We start from the raw sequence: 18,413 nt of genomic DNA, 5'->3' as shown, positions 1-18,413 counted from the left end.
GGCGGGGCGAGCAGCGCGGCGGCAGTCGCGCAGGCGACTTTTTTCCGGTTGTGACGGCGGCCCGCTCGCCAGTACACTCGCCGCGCCCTCAACGCATTCGCCCCGATGACACCCGCTTCCCGCCCGACCGATTCTCCCGATTCCCTCGGTTCCTTACCTCGCCACGCGTGGCATGCGCTCGCCGCCTCCGTGCTCGGCTACGCGATGGACGGCTTCGATCTGCTGATTCTCGGCTTCATGCTCCCCGCGATCGCTGCCGACTTGCACTTGACGCCCGCCCAATCCGGCGCGCTTGTCACATGGACGCTCGCGGGCGCGGTGGCGGGCGGCGTCGTGTTCGGCGTGCTGTCCGACTCCTACGGGCGCGTGCGGATGCTCACGTGGACCATCCTGCTGTTCGCCGTGTTCACCGGCCTTTGCGCGCTCGCACGCGGATACGGCGACCTGTTGTTCTATCGCACGATGGCGGGCGTCGGGCTGGGCGGCGAGTTCGGCATCGGCATGGCGCTCGTCGCTGAGGCGTGGCCCGCGCGGCAGCGGGCGCGCGTGTCGTCGTATGTCGGGCTTGGCTGGCAGCTCGGCGTGCTGGCCGCCGCGCTCCTCACGCCGCTTCTCTTGCCGATGATCGGCTGGCGCGGCATGTTCGCCGTCGGCCTGGCTCCGGCGGTCGTCTCGTTTCTGGTGCGGCGGCGCGTCGCCGAGCCGGCGCTTTTCACCGCGCGCCGCGCCACCGCCCCCGTGCGCAAACTGCCGTTCAAGCGCCTTTTCGACGATGCACGCACCGCACGCGCGAGCCTCGGCGTGATCGTGCTGTGCTCGGTGCAGAACTTCGGCTACTACGGGCTGATGATCTGGCTGCCGAGCTATCTGTCGAAGACCTTCGGCTATTCGCTCACGAAATCGGGCCTCTGGACGGCGGCGACCGTGCTCGGCATGGCGCTCGGCATCTGGCTTTTCGGCATCGCCGCCGACCGCTTCGGGCGCAAGCCCGCGTTTCTCGCGTATCAGATCGGCGCGGTCGCGATGGTCTTCGTCTATTCGAACCTGACGAGCCCGGCCGCGCTCCTGATCGGCGGCGCGGCGATGGGCGTGTTCGTCAACGGGATGATCGGCGGCTACGGCGCGCTGATCTCCGAGATTTATCCGACCGAAGCGCGCGCCACCGCGCAGAACGTGCTGTTCAACATCGGGCGAGCGGTCGGCGGACTGGGGCCGGTCGTCGTGGGCGCGCTCGCGGCGCGCTACACGTTCGCGGTGGCGCTCGCGTTTCTCGCCAGCATCTATCTGCTCGACGTCGCGGCGACGCTCTTTCTCATTCCCGAAAAGCGCGGCGTGGAACTCGACTGAACGAAACGGCGCGCGCCTTCGTCCCTTCGTCCGATGAAACGCACGCCCAGCAACGCTTTGCGCGTTGATTGCTGCGTCGCGTCATTTCGAATACGCGGTGTACACTGAACATCCAAAAACAAGGCTCCGTTCGCCCGCTTCACCCCTGCCGGGCGGCACGCTGCGTCTATCCGACGCGCCGGGTGACTGAAAACCTTGGTCCATCGATTCACATTCCGCCCACCGTGCTCCGTGGCCGCCGGCTGTGAACCCCTGTTCAAATAATTTCCAAACGTCTCAGGCTAATCATGGACGAACAACTGAAGCAAAGCGCACTCGCGTACCACCAAAATCCGCGTCCCGGCAAGATTTCCGTCACGCCGACCAAACCGCTGTCCAACCAGCTCGACTTGTCGCTCGCGTATTCGCCGGGCGTCGCGGCTGCGTGCATGGCGATCTACGACGAACCGCTCGACGCGCAGAAGTACACGTCGCGCGCGAACCTCGTCGGCGTCGTGACGAACGGCACCGCCGTGCTCGGCCTCGGCAACATCGGTCCGCTCGCGGCCAAGCCGGTCATGGAGGGCAAAGGCTGCCTGTTCAAGAAGTTCGCGGGCATCGACGTCTTCGATATCGAACTGGACGAGACCGATCCGGACAAGCTCGTCGACGCCATCGCGATGCTGGAACCGACGCTCGGCGGCATCAATCTGGAGGACATCAAGGCGCCGGAATGCTTCTACATCGAAAAGAAGCTGCGCGAGCGCATGAAGATTCCCGTCTTCCATGACGATCAGCACGGTACGGCGATCATCGCGTCGGCGGCGATTCTCAACGGCCTGAAAGTGGTCGGCAAGACGCTCGACAACGTGAAGCTCGTCTGCTCGGGCGCGGGCGCGGCGGCCATCGCGTGTCTGGACCTGCTGGTGGATCTCGGCCTGAAGAAGTCGAACACCATCGTCGTCGATTCGAAGGGCGTGATCTTCGAAGGGCGCGGCAATCTGGATGCGTCGAAGGAGCGGTATCAGGCGAGCACGGACGCGCGCACGCTCGGCGACGCGATGCACGGCTGCGACGTGTTCCTCGGCTGTTCGAGCGCGGGCGTGCTCAAGCCGGAGATGGTCGTGACGATGGCCGACAAGCCGCTGATTCTCGCGCTGGCCAATCCCGAGCCGGAAATCCGGCCCGAAGAGGCGAAGAAGGTGCGCCCGGACTGCATCATCGCGACGGGCCGTTCGGACTATCCGAACCAGGTCAACAACGTGCTGTGCTTCCCGTTCATCTTCCGCGGCGCGCTGGATGTCGGCGCGACGACCATCACGGAACAGATGAAGCTCGCGTGCGTGCGCGCGATCGCGGAACTGGCGGAAGAGACCGATCAGGGCGATGAAGTCGCGAAGGCGTACGAAGGCCATTCGCTCGAATTCGGTCCGGAATATCTGATTCCGAAGCCGTTCGATCCGCGTCTCATCATCAAGATTGCGCCGGCTGTCGCACAAGCCGCGATGGATTCCGGCGTCGCGACGCGCCCGATTCAGGACATGGACGCGTATCGCGAGACGCTCGGCGCGACCGTCTACCGCACCGGCATGGTGATGCGCCCCGTGTTCGCGGCGGCGAAGGCCGCGCCCGCGCGCATCGCGTTCGCGGAAGGCGAGGACGAGCGCGTGCTGCGCGCCGCGCAATTCGTGCTGCTCGAGAACATCGCGAAGCCGATCATCATCGGGCGGCCGGCGGTCGTCGAAATGCGTCTGCAGAAGATGGGCTCGAAGCTCAAGCCGGGCGTCGATTTCGAGATCGTGAATCCGGAAGACGATCCGCGCTATCAGAAAAGCTGGCAGGCGTATCACGAGATCGCCGCGCGTCAGGGCGTGACGCCGGACAGCGCGAAGGCGGCGCTGCGCAAGTTCAACACGCTAATCGGCGCGATCCTCGTGCATACCGGCGATGCGGACGGCATGATCTGCGGCCTCATCGACACGTATCAGGATCACCTGAAGTTTATCGATCAGGTGCTCGGCAAGGCTGAAGGCGCGGACAACTTCGCGGCGATGAACCTGCTGATGCTGCAAGGGCGCAATATCTTCATCAGCGATACCTACGTCAACGAACTGCCGACGCCCGAGCAACTCGCCGACATGACGATTCTCGCGGCGCGCGAAATCGAGCGGTTTGGCATTCAGCCGAAGGTCGCGCTCGTGTCGAATTCAAACTTCGGCAGCGTGCCGAGCGCGTCGAGCAAGCGCATGGCCGAGGCGCGCAAGCTGATCGCGGAGCGCGCGCCGAATCTCGAAGTCGATGGCGAAATGCACGGCGATGCGGCTTTGTCGGAGACGGTGCGCAAGGCGTCGTTCCCCGGCACGACGCTTTCGGGCGAGGCGAATCTGCTCATCATGCCGAACGTGGAAGCGGCGAATATCACGTACAACTTGCTCAAGATGGTGAGCGGGGAAGGCGTGACGGTGGGGCCGTTCTTGCTGGGCGCTTCGAAGCCCGTGCATATTCTGACGCCGGCGGCGACCGTGCGGCGGATTATTAATATGACGGCGGTGGCTTCGGCAAACGCGAGCGTGATGAAGGGGAAGTAACGCGGTTTAGCGTAGAAGTAATGGACGGCGATTCGGGGGGCTGGGTCGCCGTTTTTTGTTTTGAAGACGCCTTATCTCGAGCGGTCGAATGTCTTTCGGCCCGGTCATGGTTTAATTCGGTATCCAAATGAACGAACGGAGCGGTCGTTGGAGATAATAGTTCAAACGTTTCGTGCGCGAGGCGAAAACTCATCGTCGCCAATCCGTGTGCGTCCGTTAGCGGGCCAAGGGTTTAGCACGGAATTTCGCGTGGAGTGCAGCAAAAGTATGCGCGCGCAGTACCCTATCGGCACGCTGTTTCGCCTGGACGTGAAGTTGATTCGATGTCGAGGAACGCCGTTGCTCTACGCACACCATGCAGCGGCGTTCAAACGAGTGAGCATCGAGGAAGCCCAGCGATTCATCACCACGATGTTCGGCGAGGCCAATGCGAAGGCGTCGCAATGAAAAAGGCGGTCCGCTTTCGCGAACCGCCTTCGAGCGTGAAGCGGCAACCGATCAAGCCACCTGCCGCTTCTCCCCACCTTCATCAGAACGCCACCGCGCCAGCAGCTTCTCCCACTTCACCTTAGCCGCCTTGACGTTGTTGTCCTTGATATGCCCGTAGCCGCGCATGGAATCCGGCAGACTCGCCAGTTCAATCGCCAGCGGGAGCTTCTGCATCGTCAATCCGGCGATCAGTTCCTTAACCAGCGCCTCGTACTCGCCAATTAACGCCCGCTCCATCTTCCGCTCTTCCGTGCGGCCGAACGGATCGAGCGCCGTCCCGCGCAGGAACTTCAATCGCGCGAGCACGCGCATCGCCGACATCATCCACGGGCCGTACTGCTTTTTGACCAAGTGTCCGTGCGCGTCCTTCTTCGACAAGGACGGCGGTGCAAGATGCATCTTGATCTTCCAGTCACCTTCGAAACTGCTGCGCACCTTGTCAAGGAAAGCCGGGTCGGCATATAAACGCGCGACTTCGTATTCGTCCTTGTACGCCATCAGCTTGTGCAGATTCTTCGCGACGGCCTCGGTCAGCAGATAATCGCCGACGCCCAGTTCCGCTTCCGCCGCGCGCACTTGCGCGACGAGCCGTCCGTAATGCGCGGCATACGCGGCGTTCTGATACTTCGCGAGGTAGTCGAGGCGCTTGTCGATCAGCGCATCCAGCCCCTTCGGCGTGTGCAACGCGATGATTTTGCCCGGCGCCGCATCCGGCGTCGCACGTGTTCCCTGTGCGAGGCGCGTTACAGCCGCAATATCGTGCGCGGCGCGGCGGCCCCATTCGAACGCGGCAAGATTCTTCTCGACCTGCACGGCGTTCAGCTCGATGGCGCGCGCAATCGACTCGTGCCGCAGCGGCACCCAGCCCATCTGCCACGCATAACCCAGCACGAACGGATTCGTGTAGATGGCGTCGCCCATCAGCGCGACGGCGAAGCGGTTGGCATCGACGAGCGCCACGTGCTCGCCCGCCGCCGCGCGGATATCGGCCTCCGCGCTCGCGCCCGGAAAGCGCCAGTTCGGGTCCTTGATGAACGCGGCGGTCGGCGTTTGCGCGCTGTTCACGACCACGCGCGTGTGGCCCGGCTGCATCCGCGAGCCGCATTCGTCGCTTGCCGTGACAATCGCGTCGCAGCCGATGACGAGATCTGCCTCGCCCATCGCGATGCGCGTCGCGTGAATATCGGTCGGGCGGTTCGCGATCTGCACGTGACTCATCACGGCGCCGCCTTTCTGCGCGAGGCCGGTCACGTCGAGCACGGTGACGCCCTTTTGCTCCAGATGCGCCGCCATGCCAAGCAGCGCGCCGATCGTGACGACGCCCGTTCCGCCGACGCCCGTGACCAGCACGCCGTACGGCCGGTCGATCTCGGGCAGTTCGGGCGTCGGGACCGGCGGCATCGCATCGCCGGCGACGCTCGTCGCCTTCGGCTTCTTCAACTGGCCGCCTTCGACCGTCACGAAGCTCGGGCAGAAGCCGTTCAGACACGAGTAATCCTTGTTGCACGTCGACTGATTGATCTGCCGCTTCGTGCCGTATTCCGTGTCGAGCGGCTCGACGGACAGGCAGTTCGACTTGACCGAGCAATCGCCGCAGCCTTCGCACACGGCCTCGTTGATGACGACGCGCTTCGCCGGGTCCGGAAACGCGCCGCGCTTCCTGCGGCGGCGCTTTTCGGTGGCGCAGGTCTGGTCGTAGATCAGAATCGACGTGCCGGCAATCTCGCGCAACTGGCGCTGAATGTCATCGAGTTCGTCGCGATGATGCACGTCGATGCCCGGCGCAAGCCCGACGTTCGGCGTGTATTTTTCCGGCTGATCCGTGACGATGACGATCTTCGCCGCGCCTTCCGCCGCGAGCTGATGCGTGATCTGCGGCACGGTCAGCACGCCGTCGACCGGCTGGCCGCCGGTCATCGCAACGGCGTCGTTGTACAAGATCTTGTACGTGATGTTGACCTTCGAGGCGATCGCCGCGCGAATCGCGAGCAGCCCCGAATGGAAGTACGTGCCGTCGCCGAGATTGGCGAATACGTGCTTGTCGTGGGTGAACGGCGCCTGCCCGACCCACGCGACGCCTTCGCCGCCCATCTGGCTGAATGTGCTCGTGTTGCGGTCCATCCAGACCGTCATGTAGTGACAGCCGATGCCCGCCATTGCGCGCGAGCCTTCAGGAACGTTCGTCGACGTGTTGTGCGGGCAGCCGGAGCAGAACCAGGGCTTCCGCTCCGCTTCCACGCGTGGCCGCGCGAGCGCCTTTTCCTTCGCCTCGATCACGGCGATGCGGGCCGCGATGCGCGCGCGCACGTCGGCGGGCAGGTCGAATTTCGCGAGCCGCGCGGCAATGGCCTTCGCGATGATCGCGGGCGACAGCTCGTAGTGCGCGGGCAGCAACCAGTTGCCCATCGGCACGGACCATTCGCCGCCCGCGCCGTCTTTCTCGTCGAACTTGCCGAAGACGCGCGGACGTTGCGCATCCGGCCAGTTGTAAAGCTCTTCCTTGATCGCGTATTCGAGAATCTGGCGCTTCTCCTCGACCACCAGAATCTCCTGGAGGCCGCGCGCGAACTCTTGCGCGCCTTGCGCTTCGAGCGGCCACACGCAGCCGACCTTGTACAGACGGATGCCGATCTGCGCGCAGGTTTGGTCGTCGAGGCCGAGGTCCGTCAGCGCCTGACGCACGTCGAGATACGCCTTGCCGCCCGTCATGATGCCGAAGCGCGCGTGCGGCGCATCGATCTCGATGCGGTCGAGCTTGTTCGCGCGCACGTAGGCGAGCGCGGCGTACCACTTGTAGTCGAGCAGACGCGCTTCCTGCACGAGCGGCGGATCGGGCCAGCGGATGTTGAGGCCGCCGTCCGGCATCGCGAAATCGGTCGGAATCACGATCTGCGTGCGATGCGGGTCGATATCCACCGACGCCGACGATTCCACCACGTCGGTCACGCATTTCATCGCGACCCAGAGGCCGGAGTAGCGCGACATCGCCCAGCCGTGCAGGCCGAAGTCGAGGTATTCCTGCACGTTCGACGGAAACAGCACCGGCAGGCCGCACGCCTTGAAGATGTGCTCGGACTGATGCGCGAGCGTCGATGACTTCGCCGCGTGGTCGTCGCCCGCGAGCACGAGCACGCCGCCATGCTGCGACGATCCGGCGGAATTGCCGTGCTTGAAGACATCGCCCGAACGGTCGACGCCGGGGCCTTTGCCGTACCACATCGAGAACACGCCGTCGTATTTGGCGCTCGGGTACAGATTGACTTGCTGCGATCCCCAGACGGCGGTGGCCGCGAGGTCTTCGTTCACGCCCGGCTGAAACACGACCTGATGCGCCGCGAGATGCTGCTTCGCCTTCCAGAGCGACTGGTCGAGACCACCAAGGGGAGAACCGCGATAGCCGGAGATGAACCCGGCGGTGTTGAGACCGGCGGCTCGGTCGCGTTCTTGCTGAAGCATCGGCAGGCGAACCAGCGCCTGGATGCCGCTCATGTACGCGCGGCCGCGTTCGAGGGTGTACTTGTCGTCGAGCGTGACGGATTTCAGCGCGGCTTCTAGCGAAGCTCTTTGTTCTGCGTCTAGCGGGGCGTTCATTCTGTGTACTCCTCCACCCGAGTTTGGGATCGCCAAAGCATGTTTCGGGCCGTTGCGTCTTGTGGACGCGCAGGCCGGGACTTCAAGTTTGCCGATGCCCGCGCGTTCCAGACAGTGGGAGAAACCCGTTAAAAAATCCTCACTTAGGTGCAGTTTGCGTCAAAACGTTGACGCGCGGCGCGGTGCGTCGAGACGTTTGTTACAGGGTGTAAATGTGACCGATGGGCGGAACCCTCGGTCGCGGCTGTGTCTAAACGGGCGCTTGCGCAGTTTCGCCTGGTCTTTTCAAAGCGCGGAGGTGCCAGCAGCCGTAAACACGCAGTCAGAAGGAGAAAATAATGAAGCAACGCCACATCCAGAGTTTCCTCATGGTCTCGGCGGCCTTTTTCGCGATCAGCGCGCCGGTGGGCGGCGCGCGCGCGAGCGGCACGCCGTTCGGGGCCACTTCCGTTCCGCCCGTCGCGCAGGTGCGTATTTAGACGCCGCAGATGCGCCGCGGCGAGCGCCGCGAATCCGAGCAGAGCAGCGACGACAGCGCCGCCTAGACATCTGTCAGAAAAACGAAAGGGACATGAACGCCGCGTTCATGTCCCTTTTTTGCGCCTTTTCGGTTTTACGCGCTCGTGCCTTTCAGCACGCCGCGCCGCATCTGATCCAGTTCGATCGATTCGAACAGCGCCTTGAAGTTGCCCTCGCCGAAGCCCTGATTGCCCTTGCGCTGAATGATCTCGAAGAAGATCGGGCCGATCTGATTCTCCGTGAAGATTTGCAGCAAGATTTCGTCGCGGACGCCGTCGATGAGAATCTTGCGCTTCTTCAGTTCCGCGATCGATTCGCCGTGGTTCGGCACGCGCCGGTCGACGAGTTCGTAATACGTGTCGATAGTGTCGAGCAGCGCGATATTCGACGCGCGCAGGCCGTCGACGGTCTCATAGATATTGTCGGTGCCGAGCGCGATGTGCTGAATGCCTTCGCCGCGATACGCGTCGAGATATTCCTGAATCTGACCGGCGTTTTCCGAGCCTTCTTCGTTGATCGGAATGCGGATCTTGCCGCACGGCGAGGTCATCGCTTTGGATTTGACCGCCGTCACCTTGCCTTCGATATCAAAATAACGCACTTCGCGGAAATTGAAGAGGCGCTCATAGAATTCCGCCCATTCGATCATCCGGCCGCGATGCACGTTATGCGTCAGGTGATCGATATACGTCAGCCCGTGACCGACGGGATTCTGATTCGCCCCGGCAATCGGCTCGAAGTCGACGTCGTAGATGCTGATATCGCCGATGCTGCCCGGCTGCGCGCCGTTCTTGCCGCGCCAGCGGTCCACGAAATAGATCAGCGAATCGCCGATGCCCTTGATCGCGGGAATATTCAGTTCCATCGGGCCGGTTTTGTTGTCGAAGCCCCATGCGCCGAGGTCGAGGGCGCGCTTGTACGCTTTCGCCGCGTCCGCGACACGAAACGCGATCGCGCAGATCGACGGCCCGTGCAGGCGCGCAAAACGTTGCGCGAACGAATCAGGCTCTGCGTTGACGATGAAGTTGATCTCGCCCTGCCGATACAGCGTCACGTTCTTGTGCCGGTGCCGCGCGATGGCCGTGAAACCCATTTGCTCAAACAGCTTGCCGAGCGCGACCGGGTCCGGCGCGGTGTATTCGATGAATTCGAAACCGTCGGTGCCGACGGGATTTTCCCAGGTCGAAGTGCTCATGCGTGTCTCCTGTTTTCGGATGCGGCGCCTTGCCGCGATGTCGGGAAAGTTTAGCGAGCAGTCAGCGGCAAAAACTTGCGAAACAAATCGCTCGTTTCTAATATTGCGCACGAAACTGCTACTTGAGCCTGAGTGGAGACCGAACATGGCCGAACCGGAGCTGGACACGATGGATCGGAGAATCCTCGCGATTCTTCAGGAAAACGGGCGGCTGTCGAATCAGGAAATCGCGGATCGCGTGAATCTGTCGCCGAGCCCGTGTTTGCGGCGGATTCGCCGGCTGGAGGAGACAGGCGTCATTCGTGGCTACGTCGCGCTGCTCGACGCGAAGAAGCTCGGCCTTGGGCTGCTCGCGTACATCAACGTGCGGCTGGAGAAACGCGGCGGCATGCCGGCGGCGGCGGGCACGCCGAATCGGCCGACGCACGGCGATCTGTTCCGCGAAGCCGTGCGTTCCTGGCCGGAAGTGGTGGCCTGCGACGCGATGACCGGAGAGATGGATTTTCTGCTGCGCGTTCAGGTGCGCGACATGGACCATTTTTCGCGCTTCGTGCAGGATCAACTGCTGCATCACCCTTCGGTGATCGACGTGCGCTCGAGCTTCTCGCTGGAACGCATCAAGGAGACGACCGCGCTGCCGCTGCGGTGAGCCGGCCCCGAAACGAATAAGGGCGGTCCGAGCCGCCCTGTGTCATGGTCCCGCTGGCAGCGCAAACCGCGCGCTGTTGATGATTCAGGCCGCGTCCGCCGTCGGCATGAACGCCCGGAAAACCTGTGATGCGCGATGCGCCTGGCGCTTGATCGCGTAATCGAACACGGCGGCTTGTTCCTGCAGCATTTCGGCCACGATGCTTGTCTGGTCGGCGGGCGCGAGCGAAAGATAAGCGTCGGCTTCGCCGTATGCGTATTCGATCTTCATGCCCGACTTGCGCGCAATGTGCATCATTCTCGCGTTGCGCGACAGGCAGTGCATGTACAGCACGGAAACGTGCGTATTGCGGCTGCGCATGGCGGCGCGCTCGAACAGCTTGGTACCGATGCCACGACCGCGCGCGCTTTCCAGCACGGAAACGCCGAACTCGGCAGTGCGCTTGTCGCCTTCGGCCGGTAGATACGCCAGATGACCGACGCCCAGCAGTTCCAGCGAATTGCCGAACACGCCGAACACGGTGTCATTGGTGAAGTTCAGGTTCTGCACGTAGTTTTCGATGACGTGATCCGGCACGATCTGGCCGAAGCGCAGGAGCCGGTCGTCTTCATCGAGCGCGAGAAAATGGGTGAGCAGCCGTGCGCGGTCGGCGGAGGACAACTCGCGGACGAGAACCGGCAAGCGCGCGGCGTCCGCCAGCGGCCGGTCAGGCGCGACGATCTGCTGGGCGGTGCGGTTAAAGGTCAGTTCCACGGTGTTTCTCCTTGTTCGTATGCTGCAAAGCAAAACGAATTTTATCGCTTCCAGGAAAAACGCGTACGGGAAAACCCTTAAAAGTGGTGGAGGAGACGTTCTAGTGCGTCGATTGCTCAGACAAAGCCCGCGAATTCAAAGGCTTACGCGCCTGTCAGCGCGCCACGGTCATAGTGACGCACCGCAGCACGCCGCTATTCGGCTGCGAGTCCGTGCTCGATCATCTGCACGACCTGCTCCGCGAAATCGCGATACCCCAGCTTGCCGCCCGGCTTAAGCCACGTGAACGTCCAGTTGATCATGCCGAAGACCATCATCGTCAGCGCGGTCTGGTTTTCCCTCGTCACGCGCTCGGGGTAGGCGCGCGCCAACTGGCGCGTGAACGCCGCGACGATATCCCGCTGGCGGTCGAGCACGATCTGGCGCTGCGTGTCTTCCAGATACTTCACGTCGTTCAGAAGCGCGACGTGCCGGCTGTGCGATGTCTCGTATTCCGCGAGAAACGCGCGCACGAGTTCCGCGAAGGCTTCCCGCTCGCCCAGGCCGCGCCGCTGGCTCGCGCCTTCCACTTCCGCGATGATCAGCATGAGCCGCTTCGTGTAGCGGTCCAGCAGATCGAAGAGGATCGCTTCCTTGCTCGCGTAATAGTGATAGAGCCGCGCCTTCGAGGTGCCGCTCGCGGCGGCGAGGTCCGACATCGACGTGCTCGGGTAGCTCGTCTGGGCAAATTTGGCGGCGGCGAGTTCGAGAATCTGTTCGCGTTGAGTGTCGTGGTCAGGCGCTTTGGTACGGGCCATGGGCTTCGAAGCGTTCTTTCGGCTTATTCAAACTTATTGGTTAGCGTCGCAATTCGGCGTGAGCCATTTCCGACGGCGTGCCGCGTATTCTAAGCTGGCCCGCCGTGACCAGTTCCCGGCAGCGCCAGAACGCCACAGAGTCGCTCAGCAGGAAATCGAAGCGCCGCGCCATGGCGCCCGCGGCGATGCGCGTTGCTGGCTGCCATTCCGAAGACGCGAGTTCGAGCAGCGTTTCATCGACATCCAGCCACGTTCCGGACACGAGCATGTTGTCGCGCAGGCGACGGTTTTCCGCGCTCGAATGCTTCGCCTCCTGCCGTTCGAGTGCGAGCCGGCTGATACGCAGCACCGAAATCGGCGCAGCGGTTGGCAGCTTCGCAAGCAGTTGACGGGGGGAGAACATGCCGACGGACGTCGCGCCGTCGGGCCGGCGCACGGTTTCGGAATGCGCGTCCGGCGCTTCGATGGCGAGGTCGTCGAACTTCAGTTTCGCTTCGTTCAGACGCTGGGGCGCATTGCGCAGGTGATACGCCACGCGGCGAAGCGTGAGCTGATCCGCCGCGCTTTGGCCGTGCCACACGACGAGCTGACCTTCGCCGCGCGCAAGCCGCCCGAGCAGCGCGAGCTGGCTCTCAAGCTGCTCCTCGACATCCGCAGGCGAATTCGATACCTGACGCCAGAAGGCCGCGCGAGCGACAGGCGACTCGTCGATATCCCGCAGCGGCCCGACGGCGAGATCGTCGCGCAGCGCGATGACTTCTTCCGTGCGTTCCGCGAGCCGCAGCGCGTTCGTGAGAGCGTCGGCCGCGCAATCGCCGTTGGTGACGTGAATCGTATTCATGGGTATCGGCTTGACGGAAAGACGAAGGACCGCCCGCAAGAGCGATCCCCAGTTTAGCCAATCCCGATATGCGCCGGTGTGGGTTGGCGCGCGAAATCAGCGTTCGTCGAAGCTCACGACCACGCGCTCGCTCACCGGATGACACTGGCACGTCAGCACGAAGCCGTCGTCGATTTCGTGCTGTTCCAGCGTGTAGTTCTTGTCCATTTTGACTTCGCCTTCGAGCACTTTCGCGCGACACGTGCAGCAGACGCCGCCCTTGCACGCGTACGGCAGCGCGAGCCCTGCCTTCAGGCCGACATCGAGCACGCTCACGCCTTCGTACGGCAGGCGCAGCTTGCGCTTTTTCCCGTCGATGACGAGTTCGAGATCCGCCGCGGGCGTGCTTTCCGTGATCTCAATCTGCGGCGCGCCCGCCTGCGGCAACGGCGTGCCGAATCGTTCGACGTGAATGCGCTCGCGCGCGACGCCCGATTCCTTCAGCGCGGCTTCGGCGGCATCCATCATCGGGCCGGGGCCGCAGATGAAGGCTTCGTCGATCTCGCCGGGCGGCAACAGCGATTCGAGAAACGCCTTGCACTTGGCCTGATCGAGCACGCCGTTAAAGAGTTCGACGTCCTGCAGATCGTCGGAGAGCACGTGATACAGCGAGAACCGGCTCATGTAGCGGTTCTTCAGGTCTTCGAGTTCCTCGGCGAACATGATCGCGTCCACGCTGCGATTGCCGTAGACGAGCGTGAAACGGCTCGTCGGCTCCATGTCGAGCGTGGTCTTGATGATCGCCAGCACCGGCGTGATGCCCGAGCCGCCGGAGAACGCCACGTAATGCTTCGCGTGGTCCGCGTTCAGATGCGTGAAGAAGCGTCCATCGGGCGTCATCACCTCGATTTCGTGGCCGGGTTTCAGCGTATCGAACGCGAAGTTCGAAAAGCGCCCGCCGCGCACGCGTTTGATGCCGATGCGCAGTTCGCCGTCGCGGTCGTAGTCGGTCACGCCGACGCAGATGGAATACGAGCGGCGCGTTTCTTCGCCGTCGATATGCGTTTTCAGCGTCACAAACTGGCCCTGCGTGAAGCGAAACGCGTCGCGCAGGTCCGGCGGCACGTCGAAGGAAACCGTGACCGCGTCGGCCGTCTCGGGGCGCACGTCGCGGATACGCAGCGGATGGAATTGCGGAGTCGCCATAAGAGTCGTCTCGTGGAGAGGTCAGTACGGCTTGAAGTAATCGAACGGCTCGCGGCAATCGAGACACCGATAGAGCGCCTTGCACGCTGTCGAGCCGAATTGCGCGAGCCTTTCCGTGTGCGTGGAGCCGCAGCGCGGACAGGCGATGACTTCCTTCTTGTAGGGCACGAAGCGCATAGGCTTTTCCGTGCTGCTGCATGTGCCTGTCGGCGGCGCGATGCCGTAGCGGCGCAGCTTGTCGCGCGCTTCGTCGGTGATCCAGTCGGTGGTCCACGCCGGCGCAAGCACCGTTTGCACGCGATGCGCGCCGAGCTGCGCGCGGTCGATGGCCTCGGCGATGTCCTCCGCGATCTGCGACATCGCCGGGCAGCCGGAGTACGTCGGCGTGATGACGACTTCGAGCACGCCGTCGTCGCCGTGACGCACGTCGCGCAAGATGCCCAGTTCGCGGATCGACACCACCGGAATTTCAGGGTCCGGCACGGCTTCGAGCACGGACCACGCGCGTTCTATCGTCGCGTCCATGCTTACCAGCTCGCGCCCGGATGCTGCCGCGCGAGGCTTTGCATTTCCGCGAGCAGATAGCCCATGTGCTCCGAATGCTCGCCGAGCTTGCCCGTGCTGACGTGCTTGACCTCGGCGGGCGCTTGCAGCGTGGCTTCATCGAGCGCGGATTGCACATCGTCGCGCCATTCGGGTTCCAGATCGCTTGCGAGCGGCGCGATGCCGGCTTCCGCCACCGCGCGTTCGACGGCGTCCGCGTGGAAGAACTCGCGCGTGTACGGCATCAGATAGTCGAGCGCCGCCTGCGCCCGCCGATGCGATTCCTCGGTGCCGTCGCCAAAACGCACGAGCCAGTCGCGGGCGTGGTGCACGTGATAGCGCGTTTCCTTGATCGATTTCGCCGCGATGGCCGCGAGTTGCGCGTCCGACGAAGCCTGAAGCGCGGTCCAGACGTGCGCCATGAACGCCGAGTACAGGAAGTTGCGCACGATCGTCACGGCGTAATCGCGCTCGGTGCGCGCCGTGCCCGCGAGCGGCCCGAAATGCGGCAGTTCGACCAGCGTGTAATTGGCGAACTCGCGTTCCGTGCGGAAATAGGCGTAGTCGTCTTCGGTCCTCGTCACGCCGTTCAGTTCGCCGTCGAGCGTGGCCGCGTGCGAATACAGCAGCCGCGCCTGTCCGATCAGATCGAGGCTGATGTTGGCCAGCGCAATGTCCTCTTCCAGCGCGGGACCGTGGCTGCACCATTCGGCGTTGCGCTGACCGAGGATCAGCGCGTTATCGGCGAGGCGCAGCACATAGGCGAGATGTTCGGTGCTCATGTCGCGCGCTCACATATGGTTGATTTCGTCGGGCAGCACGAAGAACGTCGGATGCCGATAAATCTTGTCGCCTGCCGGTTCGAAGAATTCGCCCTTGTCCGCCGGGTCCGACGCCGTGATCGCCGACGACGGCACCACCCAGATGCTCACGCCTTCCTGGCGGCGCGTGTAGACATCGCGCGCCATGCGCAGCGCGGTCGCCGCGTCGGCGGCGTGCAGACTGCCGCAATGCTTGTGATCCAGTCCCTGCTTGCTGCGCACGAAGACTTCCCAGATCGGCCATTCCTTGCTCATTTTCGATGTCTCCCGTTCAGGCGGCTTGCTTCTGCGCGCGCGCCTTTTGTTTTTCGGCATAGGCGAGCGCGGCTTCGCGGACCCATGCGCCCTCGTCGTGCGCCTTCACGCGCGTGGCGAGACGCTCCTTGTTGCAGGGACCGTCGCCGTTGACGACGCGCCAGAATTCGTCCCAGTCGATCTCGCCGTAGTCGTGCGCGCCGCGCGCCGCATTCCACTTGAGGTCGGGATCGGGCAGCGTCACGCCGAGAATCTTGGCTTGCTCGACGGTGGCATCCACGAACTTCTGGCGCAGGTCGTCGTTCGAAATGCGCTTGATGCCCCACGTGAACGACTGCCCGCTGTGAATCGAATCCTTGTCGCTCGGGCCGAACATCATCAGCACGGGCCACCACCAGCGGTTCACGGCCTGCTGCACGAGGTCCTTTTGCGCTTGCGTGCCTTTCATCATCGCGAGCAACGCGTCGAAGCCCTGGCGCTGATGGAACGACTCTTCCTTGCAGATGCGGATCATCGCGCGCGCGTACGGCCCGTAAGTGCAGCGGCAGAGCGGAATCTGGTTCATGATCGCGGCGCCGTCGACGAGCCAGCCGATCACGCCGACGTCGGCCCACGTGGGCGTCGGATAGTTGAAGATGCTCGAGTATTTGGCCTTGCCCGCGTGCAGCGCGGCGACCAATTGATCGCGCGAGACGCCGAGCGTTTCGGCGGCGCTATATAAATAGAGACCGTGGCCGCCTTCGTCCTGCACCTTCGCGAGCAGGATCGCCTTGCGCTTGAGGCTCGGCGCGCGGCTGATCCAGTTGCCCTCCGGCTGCATGCCGATGATTTCCGAATGCGCGTGCTGCGAAATCTGCCGCACCAAAGTCTTGCGGTACGCCTCGGGCATCCAGTCCTGCGGCTCGATCTTGCCGTCGGCCTGCATGATCGCGTCGAAGCGTTGCTGCTGCGAGGAGGCATCGGCGGGCGCGTCAGGCGCGGCCGGCTGACCGGGGAGGTCGAGAGATTGGGTGTACATGTCGGACACTCGCTCTTGAAAAAGTCGCTGTGCGGCGATTATAAACCGACCGGACGGTCGGTGAATCGCATTTTTCGCGATGAGCGGGTTTTTCCCGAGGCGGACGGTGGAAACCGGAGCGCCAAGAAAAAAGCGGTGCCGCCCGCTTACGGGCCGCACCGCTTTTATGAACGGCAAACTTTCCGTCTGAGCGCCTTTACCTGACGCGTTGTCCCGCGAAATCTTCGGCATCCACGTCGTAGCCCGACGGCTCCCAGCGCACGGCCATCAGCGCGACGAGTCCGGCAAGCGGCGCAACCGCGATGATCCAGAACACTTTCGTTCCGAGCGCCGCCGACAGCACCGGAAACAGAAAGAGGGAAACCGTGGAACTGGCGCGCATTAGCGTCTGATTGAAGCCGACGCCCACGCCGCGCAGCGATGTCGGATAGCTGAGCGACGCGAACGTCATGCTGTGCGAGCCCGGCCCGACGCCTTGCCCGAGCAGGAACGCAGCGAGCAAAGCAATCGCGATGACGACTTGCACGCCCGTCGCCGGCTTGCCGACGACGGCCAGCCCGATCAGCGCCAGGAGCTGGAACGCGTACCCGACGACCGTCAGCTTCCACGCGCCGAACTTCGGCACGGTGCGGACCGCGAACAGCCCGCCGGCGAACGCGAAGCAGAGATTCAGCGCGAGCGAGGCGAGGATCGTCGTCAGCATCGACTGCGCGAGGAAGCTCGAAATGATGACCGGCAGACCGAACGCCACCGCGTTGTACGCGAACGATGATGCAATCGCGATGACCGTCGCCAGCACCGTGCGCCGACGGTACACGCCGCGCAGCAGCGCGCCGTAGTTGCTCCACGTCGCGCCACGCGGCTTGGCGGCTTTCGATGCGCTCAGCGCGTCCGGATCGACGCGAGCATCGACGCGGGCATCGACGCCATAAGAGCGTTTCAGGATCGCCGCCGCGCCCGCCAGATCGCCCTGATTCGCGGCCCAGACGGGCGATTCGCTCATGTAGCGGCTGCGGATCACGATGATCGCGATGGCGGGCACCGCGCCGAAGCCGAGAATCAGCCGCCAGAGCCAGCCCGCGTCGTGCGCAGGCAGCGCCGCGTACAGACCGAGCACGAGCAAGTACGAGATGCTGATCGCGGCGTACCACGTCGGGCACCACATCGCGACACGCGCGGCTTTGTTGCCACGACCCTGCAGCCGCGAGAATTCGGCGAGAAAGGCCATCGCGACCGGCAAGTCGATGCCGACGCCCAGTCCCATCACGAAGCGCGCTCCGCCCAGCACCCACGCGTTCGGGGCGAGCGCGCAGGCGATCGCCGCCACGACGAAGAAGAACATGTCGGCCATGAAGACGCGGTAGCGGCCGATCTTGTCCGTCAGATAGCCGCCGAAGAACGCGCCGATGATCGCGCCAAAGGTGATCGCCGAGGCGACGAAACCGGTTCCAGTCGGCGTCAGCGAAAACTCGCGGGCGATGTCCTTGACGCCGAACGCGAGCGCGCCGAGATCGTAGGCATCGAGAAAGATGCCGCCGAGCGCGATCGCAACGACGATGCGCGCATCGCTGCCGATGGCCGCGCCGCGATTGACGAGATTGGAGACGTCGGCGGCGCTGCGGATGATGGGCCGCGCATCGGCGGCGCCGGTCCGGGAAGGTGTTCGCTCGGGCGCGATGGAAACGGACATGATGGGATGGAACCGTGAAAATTTGCCGAGGCAACGAATCGCCGGATCGTAGCCCGGTGGCGGGCGCTCACCAAATTCTTTTTTGTTATTTAATGACTTACGGTCGGGCGCGCGTCTTCGTCGGCCAGCCATTGAACGCGATGCGACAATGTC

At 63.6% G+C, this 18,413-nt stretch carries 17 protein-coding genes; 6 read left to right on the top strand and 11 right to left on the bottom strand.

Annotation, left to right across the window (positions count from 1 at the left end; all coding sequences use genetic code 11):
- Nucleotides 1-105 precede the first annotated feature (105 nt).
- The 3 genes from GV035_RS23085 (at nucleotide 106) to GV035_RS23075 (ending at nucleotide 4,361) form a co-directional block, all read left to right on the top strand.
- On the top strand, nucleotides 106-1,347 hold the full coding sequence (locus tag GV035_RS23085; RefSeq protein WP_159837222.1) for an MFS transporter: 1,242 nt from the start codon (nucleotides 106-108) through the stop codon (nucleotides 1,345-1,347).
- A gap of 287 nt (nucleotides 1,348-1,634) precedes the next feature.
- Entirely contained in the window at nucleotides 1,635-3,914 is a 2,280-nt protein-coding gene (locus GV035_RS23080) for an NADP-dependent malic enzyme (protein WP_159837221.1), read from the top strand.
- A gap of 267 nt (nucleotides 3,915-4,181) precedes the next feature.
- A complete protein-coding gene (locus tag GV035_RS23075) occupies nucleotides 4,182-4,361 on the top strand; it encodes a hypothetical protein (protein ID WP_236572697.1) in 180 nt (59 codons plus the stop codon).
- Nucleotides 4,362-4,412: 51 nt separating this feature from the next.
- Here GV035_RS23075 and GV035_RS23070 read toward each other — a convergent pair whose 3' ends face one another.
- A complete protein-coding gene (locus GV035_RS23070) occupies nucleotides 4,413-7,994 on the bottom strand; it encodes an indolepyruvate ferredoxin oxidoreductase family protein (RefSeq protein ID WP_159837219.1) in 3,582 nt (1,193 codons plus the stop codon).
- A gap of 338 nt (nucleotides 7,995-8,332) precedes the next feature.
- On the opposite strand from GV035_RS23070, the gene GV035_RS23065 reads away from it, so the two are divergent.
- Nucleotides 8,333-8,473 carry a hypothetical protein gene (locus GV035_RS23065; protein WP_236572695.1) on the top strand — a complete coding sequence of 47 codons (141 nt, stop codon included), beginning with the start codon at nucleotides 8,333-8,335 and terminating at the stop codon, nucleotides 8,471-8,473.
- A 134-nt stretch (nucleotides 8,474-8,607) separates the two neighbouring features.
- Here GV035_RS23065 and hppD read toward each other — a convergent pair whose 3' ends face one another.
- On the bottom strand, nucleotides 8,608-9,708 hold the full coding sequence (gene hppD, locus GV035_RS23060) for a 4-hydroxyphenylpyruvate dioxygenase (RefSeq protein WP_159837218.1): 1,101 nt from the start codon (nucleotides 9,706-9,708) through the stop codon (nucleotides 8,608-8,610).
- A gap of 145 nt (nucleotides 9,709-9,853) precedes the next feature.
- On the opposite strand from hppD, the gene GV035_RS23055 reads away from it, so the two are divergent.
- Nucleotides 9,854-10,357, top strand: a complete 504-nt coding sequence (locus GV035_RS23055) for an Lrp/AsnC family transcriptional regulator (RefSeq protein ID WP_159837217.1) — start codon at nucleotides 9,854-9,856, stop codon at nucleotides 10,355-10,357.
- Between the two features lie 84 nt (nucleotides 10,358-10,441).
- Here GV035_RS23055 and GV035_RS23050 read toward each other — a convergent pair whose 3' ends face one another.
- From GV035_RS23050 to paaA, 8 genes are all read right to left on the bottom strand, one after another.
- On the bottom strand, nucleotides 10,442-11,110 hold the full coding sequence (locus tag GV035_RS23050) for a GNAT family N-acetyltransferase (protein ID WP_159837216.1): 669 nt from the start codon (nucleotides 11,108-11,110) through the stop codon (nucleotides 10,442-10,444).
- 194 nt (nucleotides 11,111-11,304) lie between these two features.
- Nucleotides 11,305-11,907: a TetR/AcrR family transcriptional regulator gene (locus tag GV035_RS23045; protein WP_159837215.1), complete on the bottom strand. Its 603-nt coding sequence runs from the start codon at nucleotides 11,905-11,907 to the stop codon at nucleotides 11,305-11,307.
- A 40-nt stretch (nucleotides 11,908-11,947) separates the two neighbouring features.
- Entirely contained in the window at nucleotides 11,948-12,748 is an 801-nt protein-coding gene (locus GV035_RS23040; protein ID WP_159837214.1) for a DUF1835 domain-containing protein, read from the bottom strand.
- A 96-nt stretch (nucleotides 12,749-12,844) separates the two neighbouring features.
- On the bottom strand, nucleotides 12,845-13,933 hold the full coding sequence (paaE, locus tag GV035_RS23035; RefSeq protein WP_159837213.1) for a 1,2-phenylacetyl-CoA epoxidase subunit PaaE: 1,089 nt from the start codon (nucleotides 13,931-13,933) through the stop codon (nucleotides 12,845-12,847).
- 21 nt (nucleotides 13,934-13,954) lie between these two features.
- The gene (gene paaD, locus GV035_RS23030) at nucleotides 13,955-14,458 is read right to left on the bottom strand and encodes a 1,2-phenylacetyl-CoA epoxidase subunit PaaD (protein ID WP_159837212.1); all 504 of its coding nucleotides are present in this window, start codon (nucleotides 14,456-14,458) and stop codon (nucleotides 13,955-13,957) included.
- A gap of 2 nt (nucleotides 14,459-14,460) precedes the next feature.
- Entirely contained in the window at nucleotides 14,461-15,258 is a 798-nt protein-coding gene (gene paaC / locus GV035_RS23025) for a 1,2-phenylacetyl-CoA epoxidase subunit PaaC (RefSeq protein WP_159837211.1), read from the bottom strand.
- Nucleotides 15,259-15,267: 9 nt separating this feature from the next.
- Nucleotides 15,268-15,552: a 1,2-phenylacetyl-CoA epoxidase subunit PaaB gene (paaB, locus tag GV035_RS23020; RefSeq protein WP_159837210.1), complete on the bottom strand. Its 285-nt coding sequence runs from the start codon at nucleotides 15,550-15,552 to the stop codon at nucleotides 15,268-15,270.
- A 16-nt stretch (nucleotides 15,553-15,568) separates the two neighbouring features.
- The gene (gene paaA / locus GV035_RS23015; protein ID WP_159837209.1) at nucleotides 15,569-16,570 is read right to left on the bottom strand and encodes a 1,2-phenylacetyl-CoA epoxidase subunit PaaA; all 1,002 of its coding nucleotides are present in this window, start codon (nucleotides 16,568-16,570) and stop codon (nucleotides 15,569-15,571) included.
- Between the two features lie 15 nt (nucleotides 16,571-16,585).
- Here paaA and GV035_RS23010 point away from each other — a divergent pair, with 15 nt between their 5' ends.
- Nucleotides 16,586-16,774 carry a hypothetical protein gene (locus GV035_RS23010; RefSeq protein WP_159837208.1) on the top strand — a complete coding sequence of 63 codons (189 nt, stop codon included), beginning with the start codon at nucleotides 16,586-16,588 and terminating at the stop codon, nucleotides 16,772-16,774.
- Here GV035_RS23010 and GV035_RS23005 read toward each other — a convergent pair.
- A complete protein-coding gene (locus GV035_RS23005; RefSeq protein WP_159837207.1) occupies nucleotides 16,767-18,260 on the bottom strand; it encodes an MFS transporter in 1,494 nt (497 codons plus the stop codon). The two genes, GV035_RS23010 and GV035_RS23005, sit on opposite strands and share 8 nt — an antisense overlap.
- Between the last annotated feature and the right edge of the window lie 153 nt (nucleotides 18,261-18,413).

This window comes from Burkholderia sp. 8Y, assembly GCF_902506145.1.
GTDB lineage: Bacteria > Pseudomonadota > Gammaproteobacteria > Burkholderiales > Burkholderiaceae > Caballeronia.
The sequence above is the reverse complement of the archived record's forward strand: the minus strand, read 5'-3'. Positions and strand labels throughout refer to the sequence as shown.